At 68.2% G+C, this 16,592-nt stretch carries 14 protein-coding genes and 1 riboswitch; of the genes, 4 read left to right on the forward strand and 10 right to left on the reverse strand.

What is annotated here, in order from left to right; all coding sequences use genetic code 11:
• Window positions 1-20: 20 nt before the first annotated feature.
• Together ACF8ML_RS10320 and ACF8ML_RS10325 are read right to left on the reverse strand one after the other, a co-directional pair.
• Window positions 21-827, reverse strand: coding sequence for a transporter substrate-binding domain-containing protein (locus tag ACF8ML_RS10320; RefSeq protein WP_088166526.1), 807 nt, complete (start codon window positions 825-827; stop codon window positions 21-23).
• Complete coding sequence (locus tag ACF8ML_RS10325) at window positions 824-1,645, reverse strand: FadR/GntR family transcriptional regulator (protein ID WP_074921228.1); 822 nt, start codon at window positions 1,643-1,645, stop codon at window positions 824-826. The genes ACF8ML_RS10320 and ACF8ML_RS10325 overlap by 4 nt, the downstream gene beginning before the upstream one ends.
• Window positions 1,646-1,922: 277 nt before the next feature.
• A riboswitch (S-adenosyl-L-homocysteine riboswitch) is annotated at window positions 1,923-2,049 on the forward strand.
• A gap of 27 nt (window positions 2,050-2,076) precedes the next feature.
• Between ACF8ML_RS10325 and metH the strand changes: the two genes are divergently transcribed.
• Window positions 2,077-4,833, forward strand: coding sequence for a methionine synthase (gene metH, locus ACF8ML_RS10330; protein WP_392407083.1), 2,757 nt, complete (start codon window positions 2,077-2,079; stop codon window positions 4,831-4,833).
• A gap of 102 nt (window positions 4,834-4,935) precedes the next feature.
• On the opposite strand, the gene ACF8ML_RS10335 is transcribed toward metH, so the two are convergent.
• From ACF8ML_RS10335 to ACF8ML_RS10350, 4 genes are all read right to left on the reverse strand, one after another.
• On the reverse strand, window positions 4,936-6,279 hold the full coding sequence (locus tag ACF8ML_RS10335) for a glycerophosphodiester phosphodiesterase family protein (RefSeq protein WP_034368583.1): 1,344 nt from the start codon (window positions 6,277-6,279) through the stop codon (window positions 4,936-4,938).
• 171 nt (window positions 6,280-6,450) lie between these two features.
• Window positions 6,451-7,137 (reverse strand): GntR family transcriptional regulator, encoded by a 687-nt coding sequence (locus tag ACF8ML_RS10340; RefSeq protein WP_016448699.1) that lies wholly within the window; start codon window positions 7,135-7,137, stop codon window positions 6,451-6,453.
• Entirely contained in the window at window positions 7,134-8,477 is a 1,344-nt protein-coding gene (locus ACF8ML_RS10345; RefSeq protein ID WP_016448698.1) for a C4-dicarboxylate transporter DctA, read from the reverse strand. The genes ACF8ML_RS10340 and ACF8ML_RS10345 overlap by 4 nt, the downstream gene beginning before the upstream one ends.
• Before the next feature lie 300 nt (window positions 8,478-8,777).
• Window positions 8,778-10,091 carry an MFS transporter gene (locus ACF8ML_RS10350; RefSeq protein ID WP_016448697.1) on the reverse strand — a complete coding sequence of 438 codons (1,314 nt, stop codon included), beginning with the start codon at window positions 10,089-10,091 and terminating at the stop codon, window positions 8,778-8,780.
• Between the two features lie 164 nt (window positions 10,092-10,255).
• Here ACF8ML_RS10350 and argE point away from each other — a divergent pair, with 164 nt between their 5' ends.
• Window positions 10,256-11,419 carry an acetylornithine deacetylase gene (gene argE, locus ACF8ML_RS10355; RefSeq protein ID WP_016448696.1) on the forward strand — a complete coding sequence of 388 codons (1,164 nt, stop codon included), beginning with the start codon at window positions 10,256-10,258 and terminating at the stop codon, window positions 11,417-11,419.
• Window positions 11,420-11,593: 174 nt separating this feature from the next.
• Here the strand turns inward: argE and ACF8ML_RS10360 are convergent, their stop codons facing one another.
• The 3 genes from ACF8ML_RS10360 to ACF8ML_RS10370 all read right to left on the reverse strand — a co-directional run bounded on the left by ACF8ML_RS10360 (window position 11,594) and on the right by ACF8ML_RS10370 (window position 14,429).
• Window positions 11,594-12,625, reverse strand: coding sequence for a cyclase family protein (locus ACF8ML_RS10360; RefSeq protein ID WP_016448695.1), 1,032 nt, complete (start codon window positions 12,623-12,625; stop codon window positions 11,594-11,596).
• Window positions 12,626-12,718: 93 nt separating this feature from the next.
• Window positions 12,719-13,441: a DsbA family protein gene (locus ACF8ML_RS10365; RefSeq protein WP_392407084.1), complete on the reverse strand. Its 723-nt coding sequence runs from the start codon at window positions 13,439-13,441 to the stop codon at window positions 12,719-12,721.
• Between the two features lie 94 nt (window positions 13,442-13,535).
• On the reverse strand, window positions 13,536-14,429 hold the full coding sequence (locus tag ACF8ML_RS10370; RefSeq protein ID WP_392407085.1) for a LysR family transcriptional regulator: 894 nt from the start codon (window positions 14,427-14,429) through the stop codon (window positions 13,536-13,538).
• Window positions 14,430-14,568: 139 nt separating this feature from the next.
• Here ACF8ML_RS10370 and ACF8ML_RS10375 point away from each other — a divergent pair, with 139 nt between their 5' ends.
• Together ACF8ML_RS10375 and ACF8ML_RS10380 are read left to right on the forward strand one after the other, a co-directional pair.
• Window positions 14,569-14,925: a zinc ribbon domain-containing protein YjdM gene (locus ACF8ML_RS10375; RefSeq protein WP_016452161.1), complete on the forward strand. Its 357-nt coding sequence runs from the start codon at window positions 14,569-14,571 to the stop codon at window positions 14,923-14,925.
• A 2-nt stretch (window positions 14,926-14,927) separates the two neighbouring features.
• Window positions 14,928-15,959, forward strand: coding sequence for a hypothetical protein (locus tag ACF8ML_RS10380; RefSeq protein ID WP_392407086.1), 1,032 nt, complete (start codon window positions 14,928-14,930; stop codon window positions 15,957-15,959).
• Here the strand turns inward: ACF8ML_RS10380 and ACF8ML_RS10385 are convergent.
• Window positions 15,956-16,591 carry a pseudouridine synthase gene (locus ACF8ML_RS10385; RefSeq protein ID WP_198819746.1) on the reverse strand — a complete coding sequence of 212 codons (636 nt, stop codon included), beginning with the start codon at window positions 16,589-16,591 and terminating at the stop codon, window positions 15,956-15,958. The genes ACF8ML_RS10380 and ACF8ML_RS10385 overlap by 4 nt on opposite strands.
• Window position 16,592 lies beyond the last annotated feature (1 nt).

Genomic DNA, 16,592 nt, shown 5'->3' on the forward strand with positions numbered 1-16,592 from the left:
CGGGAACAGGGGCGCAGCGGTTACAGGGTGGCGGGCAGCGGCATCTTCATCCAGCGCTGGGACAGGCCGGTCAGGCGGCCGTCGGCCTTGAGCTTGGTGATGATGGCGTCCACCTTCTGCAGCAGCGCCGGCTCGCCCTTGGCCACGCCGATGTAGCAGGGCGTGTCCTCGACCGCGAACTTCACGTCCAGCTGGCGCAGCCTGGTGCGCTCGTTGACGGCGTTGGCCACGATGTTGCCCAGCGTCACCAGCTGCACCTGGCCCGTCAGGTAGCTTTGCGCGGTGGCGTTGTTGTCCTCGTAGCGCTTGATGGTGGCCGAGGCCGGCGCCACCTGCGTGAGGGCCAGGTCCTCGGTGGAGCCGCGCGTCACGCCCACGGTCTTGCCGGCCAGGTCGGCAGGGGCCTTGATGCTCATGTCCTTGGGGCCATAGACGCTCTTGGGGAAGGGCGCATAGGCCTGGGTGAAGTCGATCACCTTGGCGCGCTCGGCGTTCTTGCCCAGGCTGGAGATGACGATGTCGGCCTTGCCCGTGGTCAGGAAGGGGATGCGGTTGGTGCTGGTCACGGGCACCAGCTCCACCTTCACGCCCAGCTCCTGGGCCACCAGGGCCGCCATGTCGATGTCATAGCCCTGCAGCTTCAGGTCGGTGCCCAGCGAGCCGAAGGGCGGGAAGTCCTGCGGAATCGCCACGCGCAGCACGCCGGCCTTCTGGATGTTGGCCAGCATGTCGGCATGAGCGGCGCCGCCCAGGCCGGCAGCGGCCAGGGTGGCGGCCGCCAGGGCGGTGCGGATGAATGCGCGGCGGGGTGTCAGGGGGGAAGTCATGCGAAAGCTCCTTCGGAAGGTGGGATGAGGCGAAAGGAAAGCGGGTCAGGGTCGGGCGCAGATGTATCGGGCGCCGTTGCGTCGGGCGCTGTTGCGTCGAGTGCCGTCGCGTCGGGCGCCGCCGCGTCGTCCGGTGTGTCGAGATCGATGCCGCTGCGCCTGGCAGCCGACAGCAGGTGGGCGCGCATGGCGCCCGCAGCGCCCGGCGCATCGCCTGCGCAGACGGCCTGCACGATGGCGTCGTGCTCGCGCACCGGCTGGTCGTCGGCGCCGCTCCAGGCAAAGGGCAGGCGCAGGCTGTGGCTGATGGCCAGCTCCAGCTGGCGCGCCATGGCCACCAGGCCCGGGTTGCCCGACAGCTGGGCCAGCAGCAGGTGGAACTGCAGATCGGCGTCGGCGGCGGCCAGCAGGTCGCTGCGGTCCAGGGCGTGGGCCAGCTGGGACTGGGTCCATTGCAGCTGGCGCAGGCCGCTGTCGTCGGCGCGCACGGCCGCCAGCGCGGCCCAGCCCGGCTCCAGCACCAGGCGCAGCTCGATCAGCTGGCGCGGCGACAGCGTGCCCAGCGCCGGGGTGGCATAGGCGCGGTGCATGCGTGCACGGCCGCTGTGCGGGCCGTTGATGCGCACGCCCTTGCCCGGCTGGATCTCGACCAGGCCCAGGGCCTCCAGCATGGACAGCGCCTCGCGCAGCGAAGCGCGGCTGATGCCCAGCTGCCGGGCCAGCTCGCGCTGCGGCGGCAGCTGGCTGCCGCCGGGGTAGTGGCCGCTCAGGATGTGCTGCTGCAGCGTCTGGGCCATCGAGATCGGAATGCTTTGCATGGGCTGGCGCGGGTGGAGGGTTTTGGCCTGACTGGTCAGACCACGTACCCAGCAGATAGCGAATTGCGTGCCAGATGCAAAAAAAGGAGCGTTGTCCTCAGGCATTGCAAAGAATCCGGGGCGATGGGACATCGACAATCCGCCCCGAAGGCACCGCCGGCGGCCCGCGCTGCCGCGCTTTGGTGCAGTGCCGCATGGCTTTGTGCAGGCCTGCCCCGAATGCGGGCGTAAAACCCGCACTGCAGGCCGCCGCCAGCCGCCGTAGAATCCCGGGCTTTGGCCCGAGGAGCGTTGCAGCGCGGCACCCGCCCATCCGTACACCGGATCGCGTGCCGCGTCAGGCTTGGGCCAGGTGCAGGTTCCCGGCCGGACCGCGCCCACGGTGCCAACGACGCTCACCTGTTGCCATGCCGTTTTTGCAGGTGAGCTTGATGTCGTCCTCTTTCACTCCCCCTCCCATGAAGCTGTCCGGCCTGGAGCCGGTGACCATCGGCGAGGGCACGCTGTTCGTCAACGTGGGCGAGCGCACCAACGTCACGGGTTCCAAGGCCTTTGCGCGCATGATCCTCAACGAGCAGTACGAGGAAGCGCTGTCCGTGGCGCGCCAGCAGGTGGAAAACGGCGCCCAGGTCATCGACGTGAACATGGACGAGGCCATGCTCGACAGCAAGGCCGCCATGGTGCGCTTCCTGAACCTCATCGCCTCCGAGCCCGACATCGCCAAGGTGCCGGTCATGGTGGACAGCTCCAAGTGGGAGGTTATCGAGGCCGGCCTGCGCTGCCTGCAGGGCAAGGGCATCGTCAACTCCATCTCCATGAAGGAAGGCCTGGATGAATTCAAGCGCCAGGCCCGGCTGATCAAGCGCTACGGCGCGGCCGCCGTGGTCATGGCCTTCGACGAGAAGGGCCAGGCCGACACCTACCAGCGCAAGATCGAGATCTGCGAGCGCGCCTACCGCATCCTGGTGGACGAGGTGGGCTTCCCGCCCGAGGACATCGTCTTCGACCCCAACATCTTCGCCGTGGCCACCGGCATCGAGGAACACGACAACTACGCCGTGGACTTCATCGAGGCCGTGCGCTGGATCAAGCAGAACCTGCCCGGCGCCAAGGTCTCGGGCGGCGTCTCCAACGTGAGCTTCAGCTTCCGCGGCAACGACCCCGTGCGCGAGGCCATCCACACCGTGTTCCTTTACCACGCCATCTCGGCGGGCATGGACATGGGCATCGTCAACGCCGGCATGGTCGGCGTCTATGACGACCTGGAGCCCGAGCTGCGCGAGCGCGTGGAAGACGTGGTGCTCAACCGCCGCCCTGACGCTGCGGAACGCCTGCTGGAGATTGCCGACGCCGCCAAGGGCGCCGCCAAGGACGACAGCAAGAAGCTCGAATGGCGCGGCACGCCCGAGAACCCGAAGACCGTGGGCGAGCGCCTGTCGCACGCCCTGGTGCACGGCATCACCGACTTCATCGTCGCCGACACCGAAGAGGCCTACCAGCAGATCGTGGTGCAGGGCGGCGGCCGCCCGCTGCACGTGATCGAAGGTCCGCTCATGGACGGCATGAACATCGTGGGCGACCTGTTCGGCGCCGGCAAGATGTTCCTGCCCCAGGTGGTCAAGTCGGCGCGCGTGATGAAGCAGGCCGTGGCCCACCTCGTGCCCTACATCGAAGAGGAAAAGCGCCAGCAGGAAGCGGCGGGCCTGGACGTGTCCAGCAAGGGCAAGATCGTCATCGCCACCGTCAAGGGCGACGTGCACGACATCGGCAAGAACATCGTCACCGTGGTCCTGCAGTGCAACAACTTCGAGGTCATCAACATGGGCGTGATGGTGCCCTGCCACGAGATCCTGGCCAAGGCCAAGGCCGAGGGCGCAGACATCATCGGCCTGTCGGGCCTGATCACGCCCAGCCTCGAAGAGATGCAGTACGTCGCCGGCGAGATGCACAAGGACGACTACTTCCGCATCAAGAAGATTCCGCTGCTGATCGGCGGCGCCACCTGCTCGCGCGTGCACACCGCCGTCAAGATCGCGCCCAAGTACGAAGGCCCCGTGGTCTACGTGCCCGATGCCTCGCGCAGCGTCAGCGTGGCCCAGAGCCTGCTGGGCGAGAACAAGGGCAACTACCTGGCCGAGATCCAGGCCGACTACGACAAGGTCCGCACCCAGCACGCCAACAAGAAGAAGACGCCGCTGTGGCCGCTGGACAAGGCCCGCGCCAACGCCACGCCCGTGGACTTTTCCCAGGCCCCCGTGGCGCCGCGCGCCCTGGGCCGGCGCGTGTTCCGCAACTTCGACCTGGCCGAGATCGCCGAATACATTGACTGGGGCCCGTTCTTCCAGACCTGGGACCTGGCCGGCCCCTATCCGGCCATCCTCGACGACGAGATCGTGGGCGTGCAGGCCCGCCAGGTGCTGGCCGACGGCCAGGCCATGCTCAGGAAGATCATCGAAGGCCGCTGGCTGCAGGCCAACGGCGCCATCGGCCTGTTCCCTGCCAACCGCGTGGGCGATGACATCGAGTTCTACGCCGACGAGTCCCGCAGCCAGGTGCTGATGACCTGGTACGGCATGCGCCAGCAGACCGAAAAGCAGATGGTGGAAGGCCCGGATGGCCAGCCCGTGATGCGCCCCAGCCGCTGCCTGTCCGACTTCGTGGCCACCAAGGAATCGGGCATCCAGGACTACGCGGGCCTGTTCGCCGTCACGGCCGGCATCGGCGCCGAGAAGAAGGACAAGGAGTTCCAGGACGCGCTGGACGACTACTCCGGCATCATGTTCAAGGCCCTGGCCGACCGCCTGGCCGAGGCCTTCGCCGAATGCCTGCACCAGCGCGTGCGCAAGGACCTGTGGGGCTATGCGCCCGACGAGGACCTCAGCAACGAAGCGCTGATCAAGGAACAGTACAAGGGCGTACGCCCCGCGCCCGGCTACCCGGCCTGCCCCGACCACAGCGCCAAGACCGACCTGTTCGCCGTGCTCAAGGCCGACGAGATCGGCATGAGCCTGACCGAAAGCCTGGCCATGAACCCGGCCTCCAGCGTCAGCGGCTTCTACATCGGCCACCCCGACTCCGTCTACTTCAACGTCGGCGAGATCGGCGAGGACCAACTGGCCGACATGGCCGCGCGCCGGGGCATGGACATCGAGGAACTGCGCCGGTTGCTGGCGCCGAATCTGGGGTGAGAACGTTTGTCCGCGCGGACTGGTGCCGCGCGTTGCAAGTAAAAAGCCAGGGCATGCCCTGGCTTTTTTATGGACGCTGCCGCAGCGGCATTCAGCGCTCGATCAGAGCCCGATTTCCTTGTTGTACGCCTTGCGCGCCGTCACGGCCGTGTCCGTGAAGTCGGTGAACACGCCGTCGATGCCCAGGCGGTAGTAGGCCAGGTATTCCTGCACGGGGTCGCCCTTGTACAGGCCGGCCAGGCGGCCCGGCTCGTTGCGGAAGGTGAAGCTGTGCACGATCAGGCCGGCCTTGTGGGCGTCGCGGATCAGGCCCGTGTCCTTGACGGTGTTCACGTCCTTGAGGCCGGCGCCGTCCTTGTAGGGCACGACGGAGTGGGCCAGGACCTGGGGCTTCCAGGGGCCGATGCCGTCGGCATAGGTCTTGATCTCGGCCAGGCCTGCGGGCGTGAGCATGGTGGCGAAGGTGCGCGCGTCGCCGGCCAGGGTCCAGCTGTAGGGGCGGCCGCTGATGAAGGTCCACTCATCGTTGGTGATGTAGACCATGGAGCCGTCGCGCAGATTGAAGTCGTTGCCGTCGATCAGCTGCACGCCCTTGGCCTTCATGCCGGCCTGGCGCAGGTACTTGAGGCTGGCCGGGTCGAAGCTCTGGATGTAGATGGGCGAATCCTTGGCGTTGAGCTTGTTCTGGTCCAGCAGCTTGATCACCGCGTCTTCAAACGGGCGCGAGCCGGGCGCGCCGCAGCCGTTGGCGATCGCCTGCTGGTTGTTCCAGTACGGGTTCTTGGTCTCGGCGTAGACGGGGATGGTGCGGCCCAGGGCCTTGCCCTTGGCGGCGGCGATGTCCAGCACGTCCTGGGCGCTGATCAGGGGCAGCTTGCCGTTCCACTCGGTGGGGCGCTCGCTGCGGTTGTCCAGGATCGTGCCGCCCAGCCAGGTGCGCAGCTCCTGCATCGTGAAGTCGCTGATGGACCAGTCGTTGCGGTGGTCCTCGCCATCGACCACCAGGGCCTTGAGCACGGACTTGGGATCGTTGGCATCGAGCTGGTCGCTCAGGTATTGCGAGGGGCCGTTGGCAGGCACGGCGGGGTACTTCACGTTGACCAGCACGCCGGCCGCAGTGCGCTGGCGGCGCGCCACTTCGGCATTGGTCTTGGCCACGTCGGCCACGTTGGTGCTGTCGCTGAGCCAGGCGTTGTGGCGGGCGACCAGCTGGCAGTCCTTCGTCAGGTGCATGTCGAGTTCGAGCATGTCCGCGCCCGCGTCGGCGGCGGCCTCGTAGGCCATGCGCGTCTGCTCCGGGAACTTGCCCGAGAAGCCGCGGTGGGCGATCACCTGGGGCTGCTTTCCGTCGAGCGTGAGGTAGAACGAGCCGCCGTCGCCGCCGCAGGCCGTGAGGACTGCAGCCGCGCACAGGGACGCGAGCAGGGGAGTGCGGGAAAAGGACATAGGACGTTGGGTCATATCCGAAGCAGTGGTGGGTTGATGAACGGCGCGCAATGCGCCAGCTCAGCAGCGTATGCAGTCAGCCGTGTCGGCACCATGACAGTGCGCTCCGTAGGGCCCGGATTGGCGTTTTAGCGACGGTCGGTGGAAATTTGCCGACCCACCGACACAGGGTTATCCCCCGAACAGGGGCGCCAGCGTGGCACGCAGGCGGTCGCCGGCGTCGGGCGCCTCGCTCGGGCGGATCTCCAGCGAACGCTCCACCGTGCCGATGTGCTCCAGCAGCAGGGCCTTGGCGCCCTCGGTGTCGCCGCGCTCCAGGGCCTCGACGATGCGCTCGTGCTCGGCGCAGGACTGGCTGGCGCTGTGGGTGGACTGGAACAATGTGGCCGCCAGCGTGGTGCGCGCCGTGAGGTCGCGCAGGGTGAGCGCCAGCAGCCGGTGGCCCATCTGCTCGGCCAGGCAGACGTGGAAGTCGGCCAGCAGGAAGGCGCGTGTGGCGGCGTCGGCGCCCGCAATGGCCTCCTGCTCCTGGGCGATGTGGCGGCGCAGCTGGCCGATCACGCTTTGCAGGGGGCGCCCGGCCTCGCCCAGGATGCCGGTCTCGATGATGCGGCGCGCCGCGAAGGCGTCCTGCGCCTCCTCGGCCGAGGGCTGGACCACGTACCAGCCGCGCCGGGGCTGCACCTGCACGAAGCCGCGCGCCTGCAGCTGCATCAGCGCCTCGCGCACCATGGTGCGGCTGACCTCGAAGTTGTCGGCCAGTTCCTGCTCCCCCAGCCGTTCGCCGGGCGCCAGTTTCTGGGCCAGGATGGCTTCGACGACGCGCTCGGCGATGTGCTGGGGGCTTACAGGTGTCATTGCGTTGCAGGGTGGGCAGGAGTCACGGTTGCGGGGACGGCGGCGGCGCCGGAGGGCTCGGCGTCGGGCCCCTGATTGTCGGCCAGGCCGTTGAGCACGGCATGGGCGCGCTCGCGGTCGATGTCACCTTCCCAGGCCGCGATGGCCACGGTGGCCACGCAGTTGCCGATCAGGTTGCCCAGCGCGCGGGCAATGCCCATGAACCAGTCCACCGACAGCACCAGCACCAGGCCGATGGCGGGGATGGCCGGAATCGCATGCAGCGTGGCCGCCAGCACCACGATGGCCGAGCCCGGCACGCCGTGGGCGCCCTTGGAGGTCACCAGCGCAATCGCCAGGATGGTCAGCAGGTCGGCCATGCCGATGGGCGTGTTCGTGGCCTGGGCGATGAACACGGCCGCCAGCGTGATGTAGATGGAGAAGGCGTCCAGGTTGAACGAGTAGCCCGTGGGAATCACCAGGCCCACGGTGGAGTCGCGCACGCCCAGGTTGCGCAGCTTGGCCATGATCTGGGGCAGCACGCTGTCCGAGGAGGTGGTGGCGAAGACCACCATCAGCTCCTCGCGCAGGTAGCGCAGCAGCTTGATCAGGCTGAAGCCCGAAAAGCGCATCACCAGGCCCAGCACCACGAAGACGAAGAAGATCACCGCCACGTAGAACAGCAGCACCAGCATGCCCAGCTGCTTGAGCGAGCCTATGCCGTACTGGCCCACGGTGAAGGCGATGGCGCCCAGCACGCCCAGCGGCGCCAGCTTGATGAGGATGCCCATGATCTTGAACAGCACGTTCGACAGCGTGTCGATCAGCGCATGCACGGGCGCGCCGCGCTCGCCCAGCATGGTCAGCGCGCAGCCGAACAGCACGGCGAACAGCAGCACCTGCAGCACGTCGCCCGTGGCAAAGGCCTGCACCACGGTGGTGGGGATGAGCTTCATCAGGAAGTCCACCGTGCCGCCGCTGGTCAGCTTGTCGGCGTTGCTGGCATAGGCGCTCATGGCCGAGGCGTCGAGCTTGCTCGGGTCCACGTTCATGCCCGCGCCGGGCTGGAACACGAAGGCCAGCACCAGGCCCAGCACCAGGGCGATGGTGGTCAGCACCTCGAAGTAGATCAGCGACTTGACGCCGACCCGGCCCACGCGCTTGAGGTCGCCCGCGCCCGCGATGCCGTGCACCACCACGCAGAACACCAGCACGGGAATGATCATCTTGATGAGCTTGATGAAGCCATCGCCCAGGGGCTTGAGTTTCACGGCCCATTCAGGGGCCAATATTCCGGCGAGCACACCCAGGATGAGTGCGATCACCACCTGTCCGAACAGTGATCTGGCAAAGCGGCGCATAGTCGTCTTTCGCAAGTTGTGGAATCTTGTATGCAAGTGGCTCTGCAACTTGCATGCAAGAATGTAGACAAGCGAAACGCGTGCCAGCAGAGGGTATTCCCTGCGGATTTGCGGCACTCCAGAGAAGTTCAGCCCTGACTTTTTCTGCATGAAATCGGCAGATGCGGGCGGGCCTCCCCGCCGTGGTGCAGGGCGGGGGCCGGCATGCCCGCGCATGGTGCGCGCGGCGTGCGGCAAGGCTGCGCAGGCCCCGTGCCGGGGCATGCGCGAGGGCGGCGCAGGGCGCGCCGCCCGGGGGGATCAGCGCAGGTTGCGCTCCATCGCGCGGTCCTTGATGAAGAAGGCCGCCAGCAGGCCCAGCGTCACGCCGAACATCACATAGAAGGCCGGCGCCATGGGCGAGCCCGTGGAGCGGATCAGCCAGGTCACGATGAACTGCGCGAAGCCGCCGAAGATCATCACGGCCACGTTGTAGGCCATGGACATGCCGGCAGACCGCACCTGGGGCGGGAACAGCTCGGCCATCACCGTGCTGAACACGCCGAAGAACACGGCCACGAACACGCAGACCACCAACTGGGTGATCAGCAGCTTCTGCACCGTGGGGCCGTCGGTCAGCCAGGCATACAGCGGGTAGAGCACCACCAGGTAGCCGATCAGCGAGCCGATGGTCAGCATGCGGCGGCCCACGCGGTCCGACAGGGCGCCGAAGAACGGCATGATCACCACCATCAGCGCGGCGCCGGCCATCTGCACCATGAAGGCATCGCGCATGGGCAGCTTCAGCGTCACCGTGGCATAGGTCACCAGATAGGTGAAGGTGATGTAGATGGACACCGTGGCCGTGACCACCAGGCCCATGCCCACCAGCGTCTCGCGCGCATGCGTGCGCAGCATCTCCATGATGCCGATCTGGCGCGCCTTGCCGCTGGCCTGCGCGGCCTGCATTTCCTTGAAGACCTCGGGCTCCTCCACATGGCGGCGGATGTACAGCGCCACGGGAACGATCAGCAGGCCCACGGCGAAGGGCACGCGCCAGGCCCAGGCCATCAGCTCTTCCTCGGTGAAGATCTCGGTGATCAGCGTGCCCGTGGCCGCGCCGATCAGCAGGGCCAGCATCTGGCCGGCCATCTGCCAGGAACCATAGAAGCCGCGCTTGCCGGGCGGTGCCAGCTCGATCAGCAGTGCCGTGGACGTGCCGAACTCGCCGCCGGCCGCAAAGCCCTGCAGCAGCCGTGCCAGCACGATGAACAGCGGCGCCAGGATGCCCACCGCCGCATACGTGGGCGCCAGCGTGATCAGCGCGATGGCCACGGCCATCAGGCCGGTCACCATCACCATGGCCGCCTTGCGGCCCTTGCGGTCCCCGTACAGGCCCAGCAGGATGCCGCCCACGGGCCGCATGAAAAAGCCCACGCCGAACACGGCCGTGGTCATCAGGATGCGGTTGATGTTGTCGTCCGGATTGTCGGGATTGCTGGGGAAGAACAGCTTGGCGACGATGGGTGTCATGAAGGCGAACACCAGGAAGTCATACCACTCCAGCGCGTTGCCGATGACGGCAGCCACGATGTTGCGGGTCGAGACGGTTTGCTTGGTCAAAGCAGGGTCCATTTCCGAAAAGGGATTGAAAAGACGGCAGTCACGCCCGGGGCATGGGTCGGCGTGCCTGCCCGGGCCGCAACCCGGGCGTACACTGCTTCGCCATATGCAATGCCTATGCCATGGCCTGCGTCGTCCACGAAGGGCGGCGCAGGCCATGGCGCAGATGGAACCACATGACTACCTGGAAAAACACCCGCGACTGGCTGGAAACACTGGTCGCATTCGACACCACCAGCCGCAACTCCAACCTGGCGCTGATCGAGTGTGTACGCGATGAGTTGGCCACGCTGGGCGTGAGTGCCCGATTGTTCCACTCTCCGGACGGCGCCAAGGCCAATCTCTTCGCCACTTTGCCGGCCAGCAATGGCGAAACGCAGGGTGGCATCGTGCTGTCCGGCCATACCGACGTGGTGCCGGTCGATGGCCAGCAGTGGAGCACCAACCCCTTTGCGCTCACCGAAAAGGGCGGGCGCCTGTATGGGCGCGGCAGCTGCGACATGAAGGGCTTCATCGCCGCCTCGCTGGCGCTGGTGCCCGAATTCCTGGCCACGCAGCGCGCCAGGCCCGTGCACCTGGCCTTCTCGTACGACGAGGAAATCGGCTGCGCGGGCGCGCCCGTGATGATCAACCAGCTCAAGGCCGAGGGCGCGCGCTTCGACGGCTGCGTGGTCGGCGAGCCCACCAGCATGCAGGTCGTGGTGGCGCACAAGGGCATCAACCTCTACCGCTGCCGCGTGCACGGCAAGGCCGCGCATTCGTCGCTCACGCCGCGCGGCAGCAATGCCATCGAATACGCGGCGCGGCTGATCTGTCGCATCCGGGACATCGCCGACCACTTCAAGGCGCACGGCCCCTACGACGAATTCTTCGACGTGCCCTTCACCACCATGACCACCAACCAGATCCAGGGCGGCATCGCGGTCAACACCATCCCCGAGCTGTGCGAATTCGCCTATGAATTCCGCAACCTGCCCGGCATGTCGGTGGATGGCATCCAGGCCCAGGTCGAGTCCTATGTGCGCGACGAACTGCTGCCGCGCATGCGTGCCGAGTTCGCCGACGCGCGCATCGAGATCGAGACCGGCGCCAGCGCGCCCGCGCTGGAAGCCTCGGAAGAAGCCGCCATCACCCAGCTGGTGCGCGCGCTGACCGCCGACCAGGAAAAGCGCAAGGTGGCCTACGGCACCGAGGCCGGCCTGTTCCACAACGCCGGCATTCCCACCGTGGTCTGCGGCCCCGGCTCCATCGAGCAGGCGCACAAGCCCGACGAGTTCGTCGAGCTGGCCCAGCTCGACGCCTGCGAGCGCTTCCTCCGCAAAATGGGCACGAGTCTGTGATCACCCCCTGAGTCGCTTCGCGCCTTCCCCCTCTCTTCGGAGGGGGGCGTACGGGCAGCCGGCGACACCCTTGCTGCGGGGCGGCGCGGCCGGCGTAGGCCCTTGCTCGGTGTCCCTCGCCTTGGGGGCGCGGGAGTTTCGAGGTCAAGCTCAAGAAATCTCGTCTTGCCCCGCTCAGCGCACCGGGATGGCGATGGGCCGCAGCGGCGCGGCGTCGCCGCCGCGGATCTTGAGCGGGCCGCCGATGAAGGCGAACTCGTAGACCTTGTCGCGCGACAGGTCGTCCAGCGCCACCAGCTCCATGATGGGCACGCCCTTTTGCGCCAGCAGGTAGCTGTGCAGCGGTACGTAGTCGTCGTCCACCTCGGACGGGAACGTCTCCAGGCTCAGGTTGTCGGCGCCCACGATCATGGCGCCGCCTTCCTCCACCAGGAAGCGCGCGGCATCCAGGCCCAGGCCCGGCGGCTTGGCCATGTAGGCCTGGGGCTGGCCGTACAGCTTCATGCGGCCCGTGCGCACCAGCACGATGTCGCCCTCCTGCAGCGTCACCTTCTGGCGTGCCAGCGCATCCTTGAGGTCCTGGCGCGTGATGCGGTACTGGTCGGGCAGCATCTCCAGGCCCTTGGCGGCCGCCACGTCGATCAGCACGCCGCGCGCCACCAGCGGCGGGAATTTCTCTATGCCCGTGCGCTGCCAGCCCCGGTCGCCCAGGTGCTGGTCTGCGCTGAAGCCGTTCCAGATCCTGCCGCGGATGCCGAAGTGGTTGAGCGCATCGATGTGCGTGCCCGTGTGGCTGTACATGGAAAACGCCGTGCCCGTGTAGCTGCGCGTGGCGTTCATGTCCTTGCCCACGTTCATCGGGTCGTCCACCACGGTGCCGCGCGGCGTGTGCGTCATCCAGAACTGGTAGTGCGGATCGCCCGCGTCCTGCCAGCTGGGCATGCCCACGTAGTACTCGGTGGCCAGGTCATAGACCTGCCCGCCCGTGATGCGCTGCAGGATGGCCGCGCGCGAGGCCGGCGTGATCAGGTTCAGGCGGCCGATCTCGTCGGCCGGCCCCCAGGGGCTGGTGCCCACGTCCTGGCGTGCGCCGGCCGGGGGCTCGTGGCCGCCATGGGCCTGGGCCGCGGTGCCCGCGAAGGCGGCGGCCAGGGCGATCACGAGAGAGGGCAGCGCCATGCGGCGAGCGAAGCGTTGGAGAGTCATGCAAGAGTCCTTGGTCTGCTGAAAGAGGGCGCGCATGCCGCGCGCGAGGGAAGGCGGAAAAACGCCGATGAAAAAAAGCAAAGACGGGGGCGCTCAGGCCGCCAGGAAGTGCAGCCGTTCGCGCAGCGCAGCCAGCGACTGGGTCTGCAGCGGCGGCAGGCCCGGCGCGATCAGCGTGGGAATGGAGCGCAGGCCCATGCGCTGCGCCAGAGCGCGGTCCTGGCGCACCTGCTCCAGCGCCTGGGCGCCTTCCATGCAGCCCGCGAAGGCATTGCGCTCGAAGCCCGTGCGCGTGGCGATGTCCAGCAGCACTTCGGCGTCGCCGATGTTGCGGTGCTCGCTCATGTGGGCGTGCTGGATGGCGTCGAACAGATCCCAGTGCGCGTCATCGCCGCCCAGGATCTGGGCCGCCTGGCAGGCCAGTGCGCCGGCCATGCCGCTGGGGTACTCGAAGGCCTCGCGGCGCATGCCCTCGATGTCGATGCGGTCCTCGTCGTCATGCTGCGCGCAGGCCTGCCAGTGCTCCAGGATGACCTGCTTGGCGCGCTCCATGGAGCCGAAGGCCGCCACCATCTCGGCGCGCGAGGCCTGCAGCACGAAGCTGCGGTGGCGCACGCGCAGGCCCAGCTCGCGCGCCACCTGGCGCAGGCGTGGCGACATCACGTAGCACCAGCCGCAGACCACGTCATGGAAGAAGTCGATGGCGGGGGCGACCGCGGGCGCCGCAGCAGGCGCCGCCTGCAGGGCCTGCTGCGGCGAGGCGGTCGCCGCATCCTGCGCGGGCAGGGCGCAGGAAAAATCATTGCATTGCGTCATGCTTGTGTCCTTCATGGCTGTGATGGACGGCAAGCGTAGGCCGCAGGCCCGGCGCGAAAAAGGGGCGTGCGCTTGAGGAACTCTTAACGCGGCGTCAACAATCCTCGCCCATGGCGGCAGGCAGCTCCTCGGCCAGAAAGTCCACGAAGGCGCGCACCTTGGGCAGCAGGTGGCGCTGCGTGGGATAGACCGCGTAGACATGGCGGGCCTGCGCGGCCTGGTCCGCAAGGTCCAGTGCGACCAGCTGGCCTGCCGCAATCGCCGGCCGCGCCAGGAACGAGGGCAGGGCGCCAATGCCCAGGCCTGCCACCAGCAGGTCGCGCAGCATCAGGCTGTTGTTGACGTTGGCGCGCGCCTCGGACGGCGCCTGGGGACTCTCGCCCGCTTCGCGGGGCGCATGCGCCAGGCTGTAGTTCAGCAGTGAATGGCCGCGCAGCGCGGCGGCACTGGCCGGGCGGCCATGCGCCTGCAGATAGGACGGGGCCGCGCACAGCATCTGCGACAGCGAGGCCAGGCGCCGCGCGATCAGCGAGGAGTCCGCCAGCTCCGCGCTCAGGCGGATGGACACATCGAAGCCCTGGCCCACCGCATCCACCAGCCGGTCTTCCATGGACAGGTCGATCTGCAGCTGCGGATGGCGCTGCATGAAGCGCGCCAGCAGCGGCGACAGAGTGCTCAGCGCAAACGACAGCGGCGCATTCACGCGCAGCCGGCCGGCCACCTGCTGCGACTGCGCGCGCACCGACTGCTCCAGCGCATCGAATTCATCGAGCAGGCGGCAGCACTCGGCGTAGTAGGCCTGGCCCGTGTCGGTCAGGCTCATGCGGCGCGTGGTGCGCTGCAGCAGCACGGCGCCCAGATGGGCTTCGAGCGCGCGCAGCTGCTTGCTCAGCGCGGCCGAGGACAGGTCCAGCGCGTCGGCCGCCTTGGCGATGGAGCCCAGTTCTACGATGCGCCGGAAGGCGCGCAAGGGGGTCAGCGTATCCATGGGGAAAAAGCAAAGAGTGGCGCGCAGCGTAGCAGGCCGCTCGGGTTTGCCGGTGCATGCCTGCGGGGGCAGGGGCGACAATCGCCAGGTACGGCGCGCCCGCCGCGCCTCTTTGTCTTCACCGAATCTGTTCAATCTCATGCCCCAGACCACTCCCGCCTGCCCCCAGTGCGGCCTTGAAAACACCTATCCCGACGCCGCCAGCTACATCTGCCCCGACTGCGCCTTCGAATGGCCCATGCAGGCCGAAGAAGAGGCCGGCGAAGCCGCCGCTGGCGACGGCATCGTGCGCGACGCCAACGGCAATGCGCTGGCCGACGGCGATGCCGTGATCCTGGTCAAGGACCTCAAGGTCAAGGGCTCGTCCACCGTGCTCAAGAAGGGCAGCAAGATCAAGGGCATCCGCCTGGTCGATGGCGCCGACGGCCACAACGTGGACTGCAAGACCGAACTGGGCTCCATGCTGCTCAAGTCGGAGTTCCTCAAGAAGGCCTGAGCATGCTGGCGCTGTCGCTTGCGGTATCGGCGGTCCTCGGGCTGCTGGCGCTGTGGGTGTTTGCGCCCCTGTTCATTGCGCTGACCGCTGGCGCGGTGGTGGCCGTGCTGCTGCTGGCACTGGCCGGCCGTACGGGTCTCACGGGTCTCACGGGCCGCACCGCGCGCACCCTGCCCGTGGCGGGCTGGTGGGCCGTTGCGCTGTGCGCCGGCGCGGCCTGCGTGGCCATGCTGGTGCTGCTGCCCGACCGGCTCGATGGCGCGCCCTTCCTCGCCTTCGGCATGGGCCTGCTGGCGGCCACCTGCGCCGGGGCGCTGGTCTGGTTGGCGGGCTGGCTGATCGCCGGGCGGCAGCCTGTGCAGGTGTCCTGGTGGACCGGATCGGCCCTGGCCGGCCTGGGCGCCTTCTTCGCCCTGCTGCTGGGCGGCCCCGACACGGCGGGCTGGATGGCCTGGCGCGACCAGCTGCGCGGCTACGAGGCCGTGCCACTGCGCATCACGCTGGCCGAAGCGCCCACGGCGCAGCGCGAGCAGGCCCTGGCCGAACTGCTGCAGCCCTTGCTGGAGCAGGGCAGCCGTGCCGTCCGCCATCGCCAGTCCACGCGCTTCGGCAACTCGGTAGAGCATGCCGTGGTTCCCGCCCGCTGGCGCATCGAGGGCACTCTGCTGGAGATCATGCTGGCCGAGAAACCACCCACGCCCCTGCTCAGCGCCCATGTCGCTTTGCTGGAGCAGTTCGCCGCCAGCGGCCCCGCCCAGGCGGGCCAGGCACCGTCCTGGCTGATGCTGGCCAGCGCCCAATGCCTGCCGCCGCCGCGCCTGCGCGAACTGTCGCGCCTGCTGGGCCAGGGCAGCGAGCTGCTGGCCCGCGCGCGGCGCTGCACGCAGCAGCGCTCGGCGCAATTGCAGCGCCTGTGGCCGCTGCTGGCCGGCAGTGTGGAGCGCGTGGAAGTGGGCGAGGCGCGGCGCTTTCATCCGTGGCTCGGCCTGCAGCGCTGGAAGGCTGTGGCACTTCCCGACAATCCGGAGCCCTAGGCGGGCTCCACGTCCTTCCACTGGCCGGGCTCCAGGCCGTCCAGCGTGTAGGGCCCGATGGCCGCGCGCACCAGCCGCAGCGTGGGGTGGCCAATGGCCGCCGTCATGCGGCGCACCTGGCGGTTGCGGCCTTCGCGGATGACCAGTTCGATCCAGCAATCGGGAATGTTCTGGCGCACGCGGATGGGCGGGTCGCGCTGCCACAGCACGGGCGGCGGCTCCAGCCGGCGCGCCTGCGCGGGCAGCGTCATGCCGTCGTTGAGCTGCACGCCCTGGCGCAGGGCCTGCAGCGCGGCCTCGTCGGGCAGTCCCTCGACCTGTACCCAGTAGGTCTTCTCCATCTTGAAGCGCGGATCGGCGATGCGCGCCTGCAGCGGCCCGTCATTGGTCAGCAGCAGCAGTCCTTCGCTGTCAGCGTCAAGCCGGCCTGCCGCATGCACGCCCGGCACGTCGATGTACTCCTTGAGGCCACGCCAGCGGCCCTCGGGGGTGAACTGGCTGAGTACACCGTAGGGCTTGTTGAAGCACAGCAGGCGTGAGGGGCCGGTGTCGGGCCGGTCGGCGAAGGCGGTCTGCGGGCGCCGGGATGGGCCCGCAAAGGAGCGCGAAGGAGGGCGTTTTCTGGGTTGCATG

It is taken from the genome of Delftia sp. WSY_10, assembly GCF_043104705.1.
Taxonomy (GTDB): Bacteria; Pseudomonadota; Gammaproteobacteria; order Burkholderiales; family Burkholderiaceae_C; genus Comamonas; species Comamonas tsuruhatensis.

Excerpts from the sequence above, each read along its gene's own strand:
- ACF8ML_RS10340 (WP_016448699.1), bottom strand. The coding sequence starts at position 7,137 with ATGACACCTGTAAGCCCCCAGCACATCGCCGAGCGCGTCGTCGAAGCC.
- argE (WP_016448696.1), top strand. The coding sequence starts at position 10,256 with ATGACTACCTGGAAAAACACCCGCGACTGGCTGGAAACACTGGTCGCA.
- ACF8ML_RS10320 (WP_088166526.1), bottom strand. The coding sequence starts at position 827 with ATGACTTCCCCCCTGACACCCCGCCGCGCATTCATCCGCACCGCCCTG.
- ACF8ML_RS10350 (WP_016448697.1), bottom strand. The coding sequence starts at position 10,091 with ATGGACCCTGCTTTGACCAAGCAAACCGTCTCGACCCGCAACATCGTG.
- ACF8ML_RS10370 (WP_392407085.1), bottom strand. The coding sequence starts at position 14,429 with ATGGATACGCTGACCCCCTTGCGCGCCTTCCGGCGCATCGTAGAACTG.
- ACF8ML_RS10385 (WP_198819746.1), bottom strand. The coding sequence starts at position 16,591 with ATGCAACCCAGAAAACGCCCTCCTTCGCGCTCCTTTGCGGGCCCATCC.
- ACF8ML_RS10365 (WP_392407084.1), bottom strand. The coding sequence starts at position 13,441 with ATGACGCAATGCAATGATTTTTCCTGCGCCCTGCCCGCGCAGGATGCG.
- ACF8ML_RS10380 (WP_392407086.1), top strand. The coding sequence starts at position 14,928 with ATGCTGGCGCTGTCGCTTGCGGTATCGGCGGTCCTCGGGCTGCTGGCG.
- metH (WP_392407083.1), top strand. The coding sequence starts at position 2,077 with ATGTCGTCCTCTTTCACTCCCCCTCCCATGAAGCTGTCCGGCCTGGAG.
- ACF8ML_RS10345 (WP_016448698.1), bottom strand. The coding sequence starts at position 8,477 with ATGCGCCGCTTTGCCAGATCACTGTTCGGACAGGTGGTGATCGCACTC.
- ACF8ML_RS10375 (WP_016452161.1), top strand. The coding sequence starts at position 14,569 with ATGCCCCAGACCACTCCCGCCTGCCCCCAGTGCGGCCTTGAAAACACC.
- ACF8ML_RS10325 (WP_074921228.1), bottom strand. The coding sequence starts at position 1,645 with ATGCAAAGCATTCCGATCTCGATGGCCCAGACGCTGCAGCAGCACATC.
- ACF8ML_RS10360 (WP_016448695.1), bottom strand. The coding sequence starts at position 12,625 with ATGACTCTCCAACGCTTCGCTCGCCGCATGGCGCTGCCCTCTCTCGTG.
- ACF8ML_RS10335 (WP_034368583.1), bottom strand. The coding sequence starts at position 6,279 with ATGTCCTTTTCCCGCACTCCCCTGCTCGCGTCCCTGTGCGCGGCTGCA.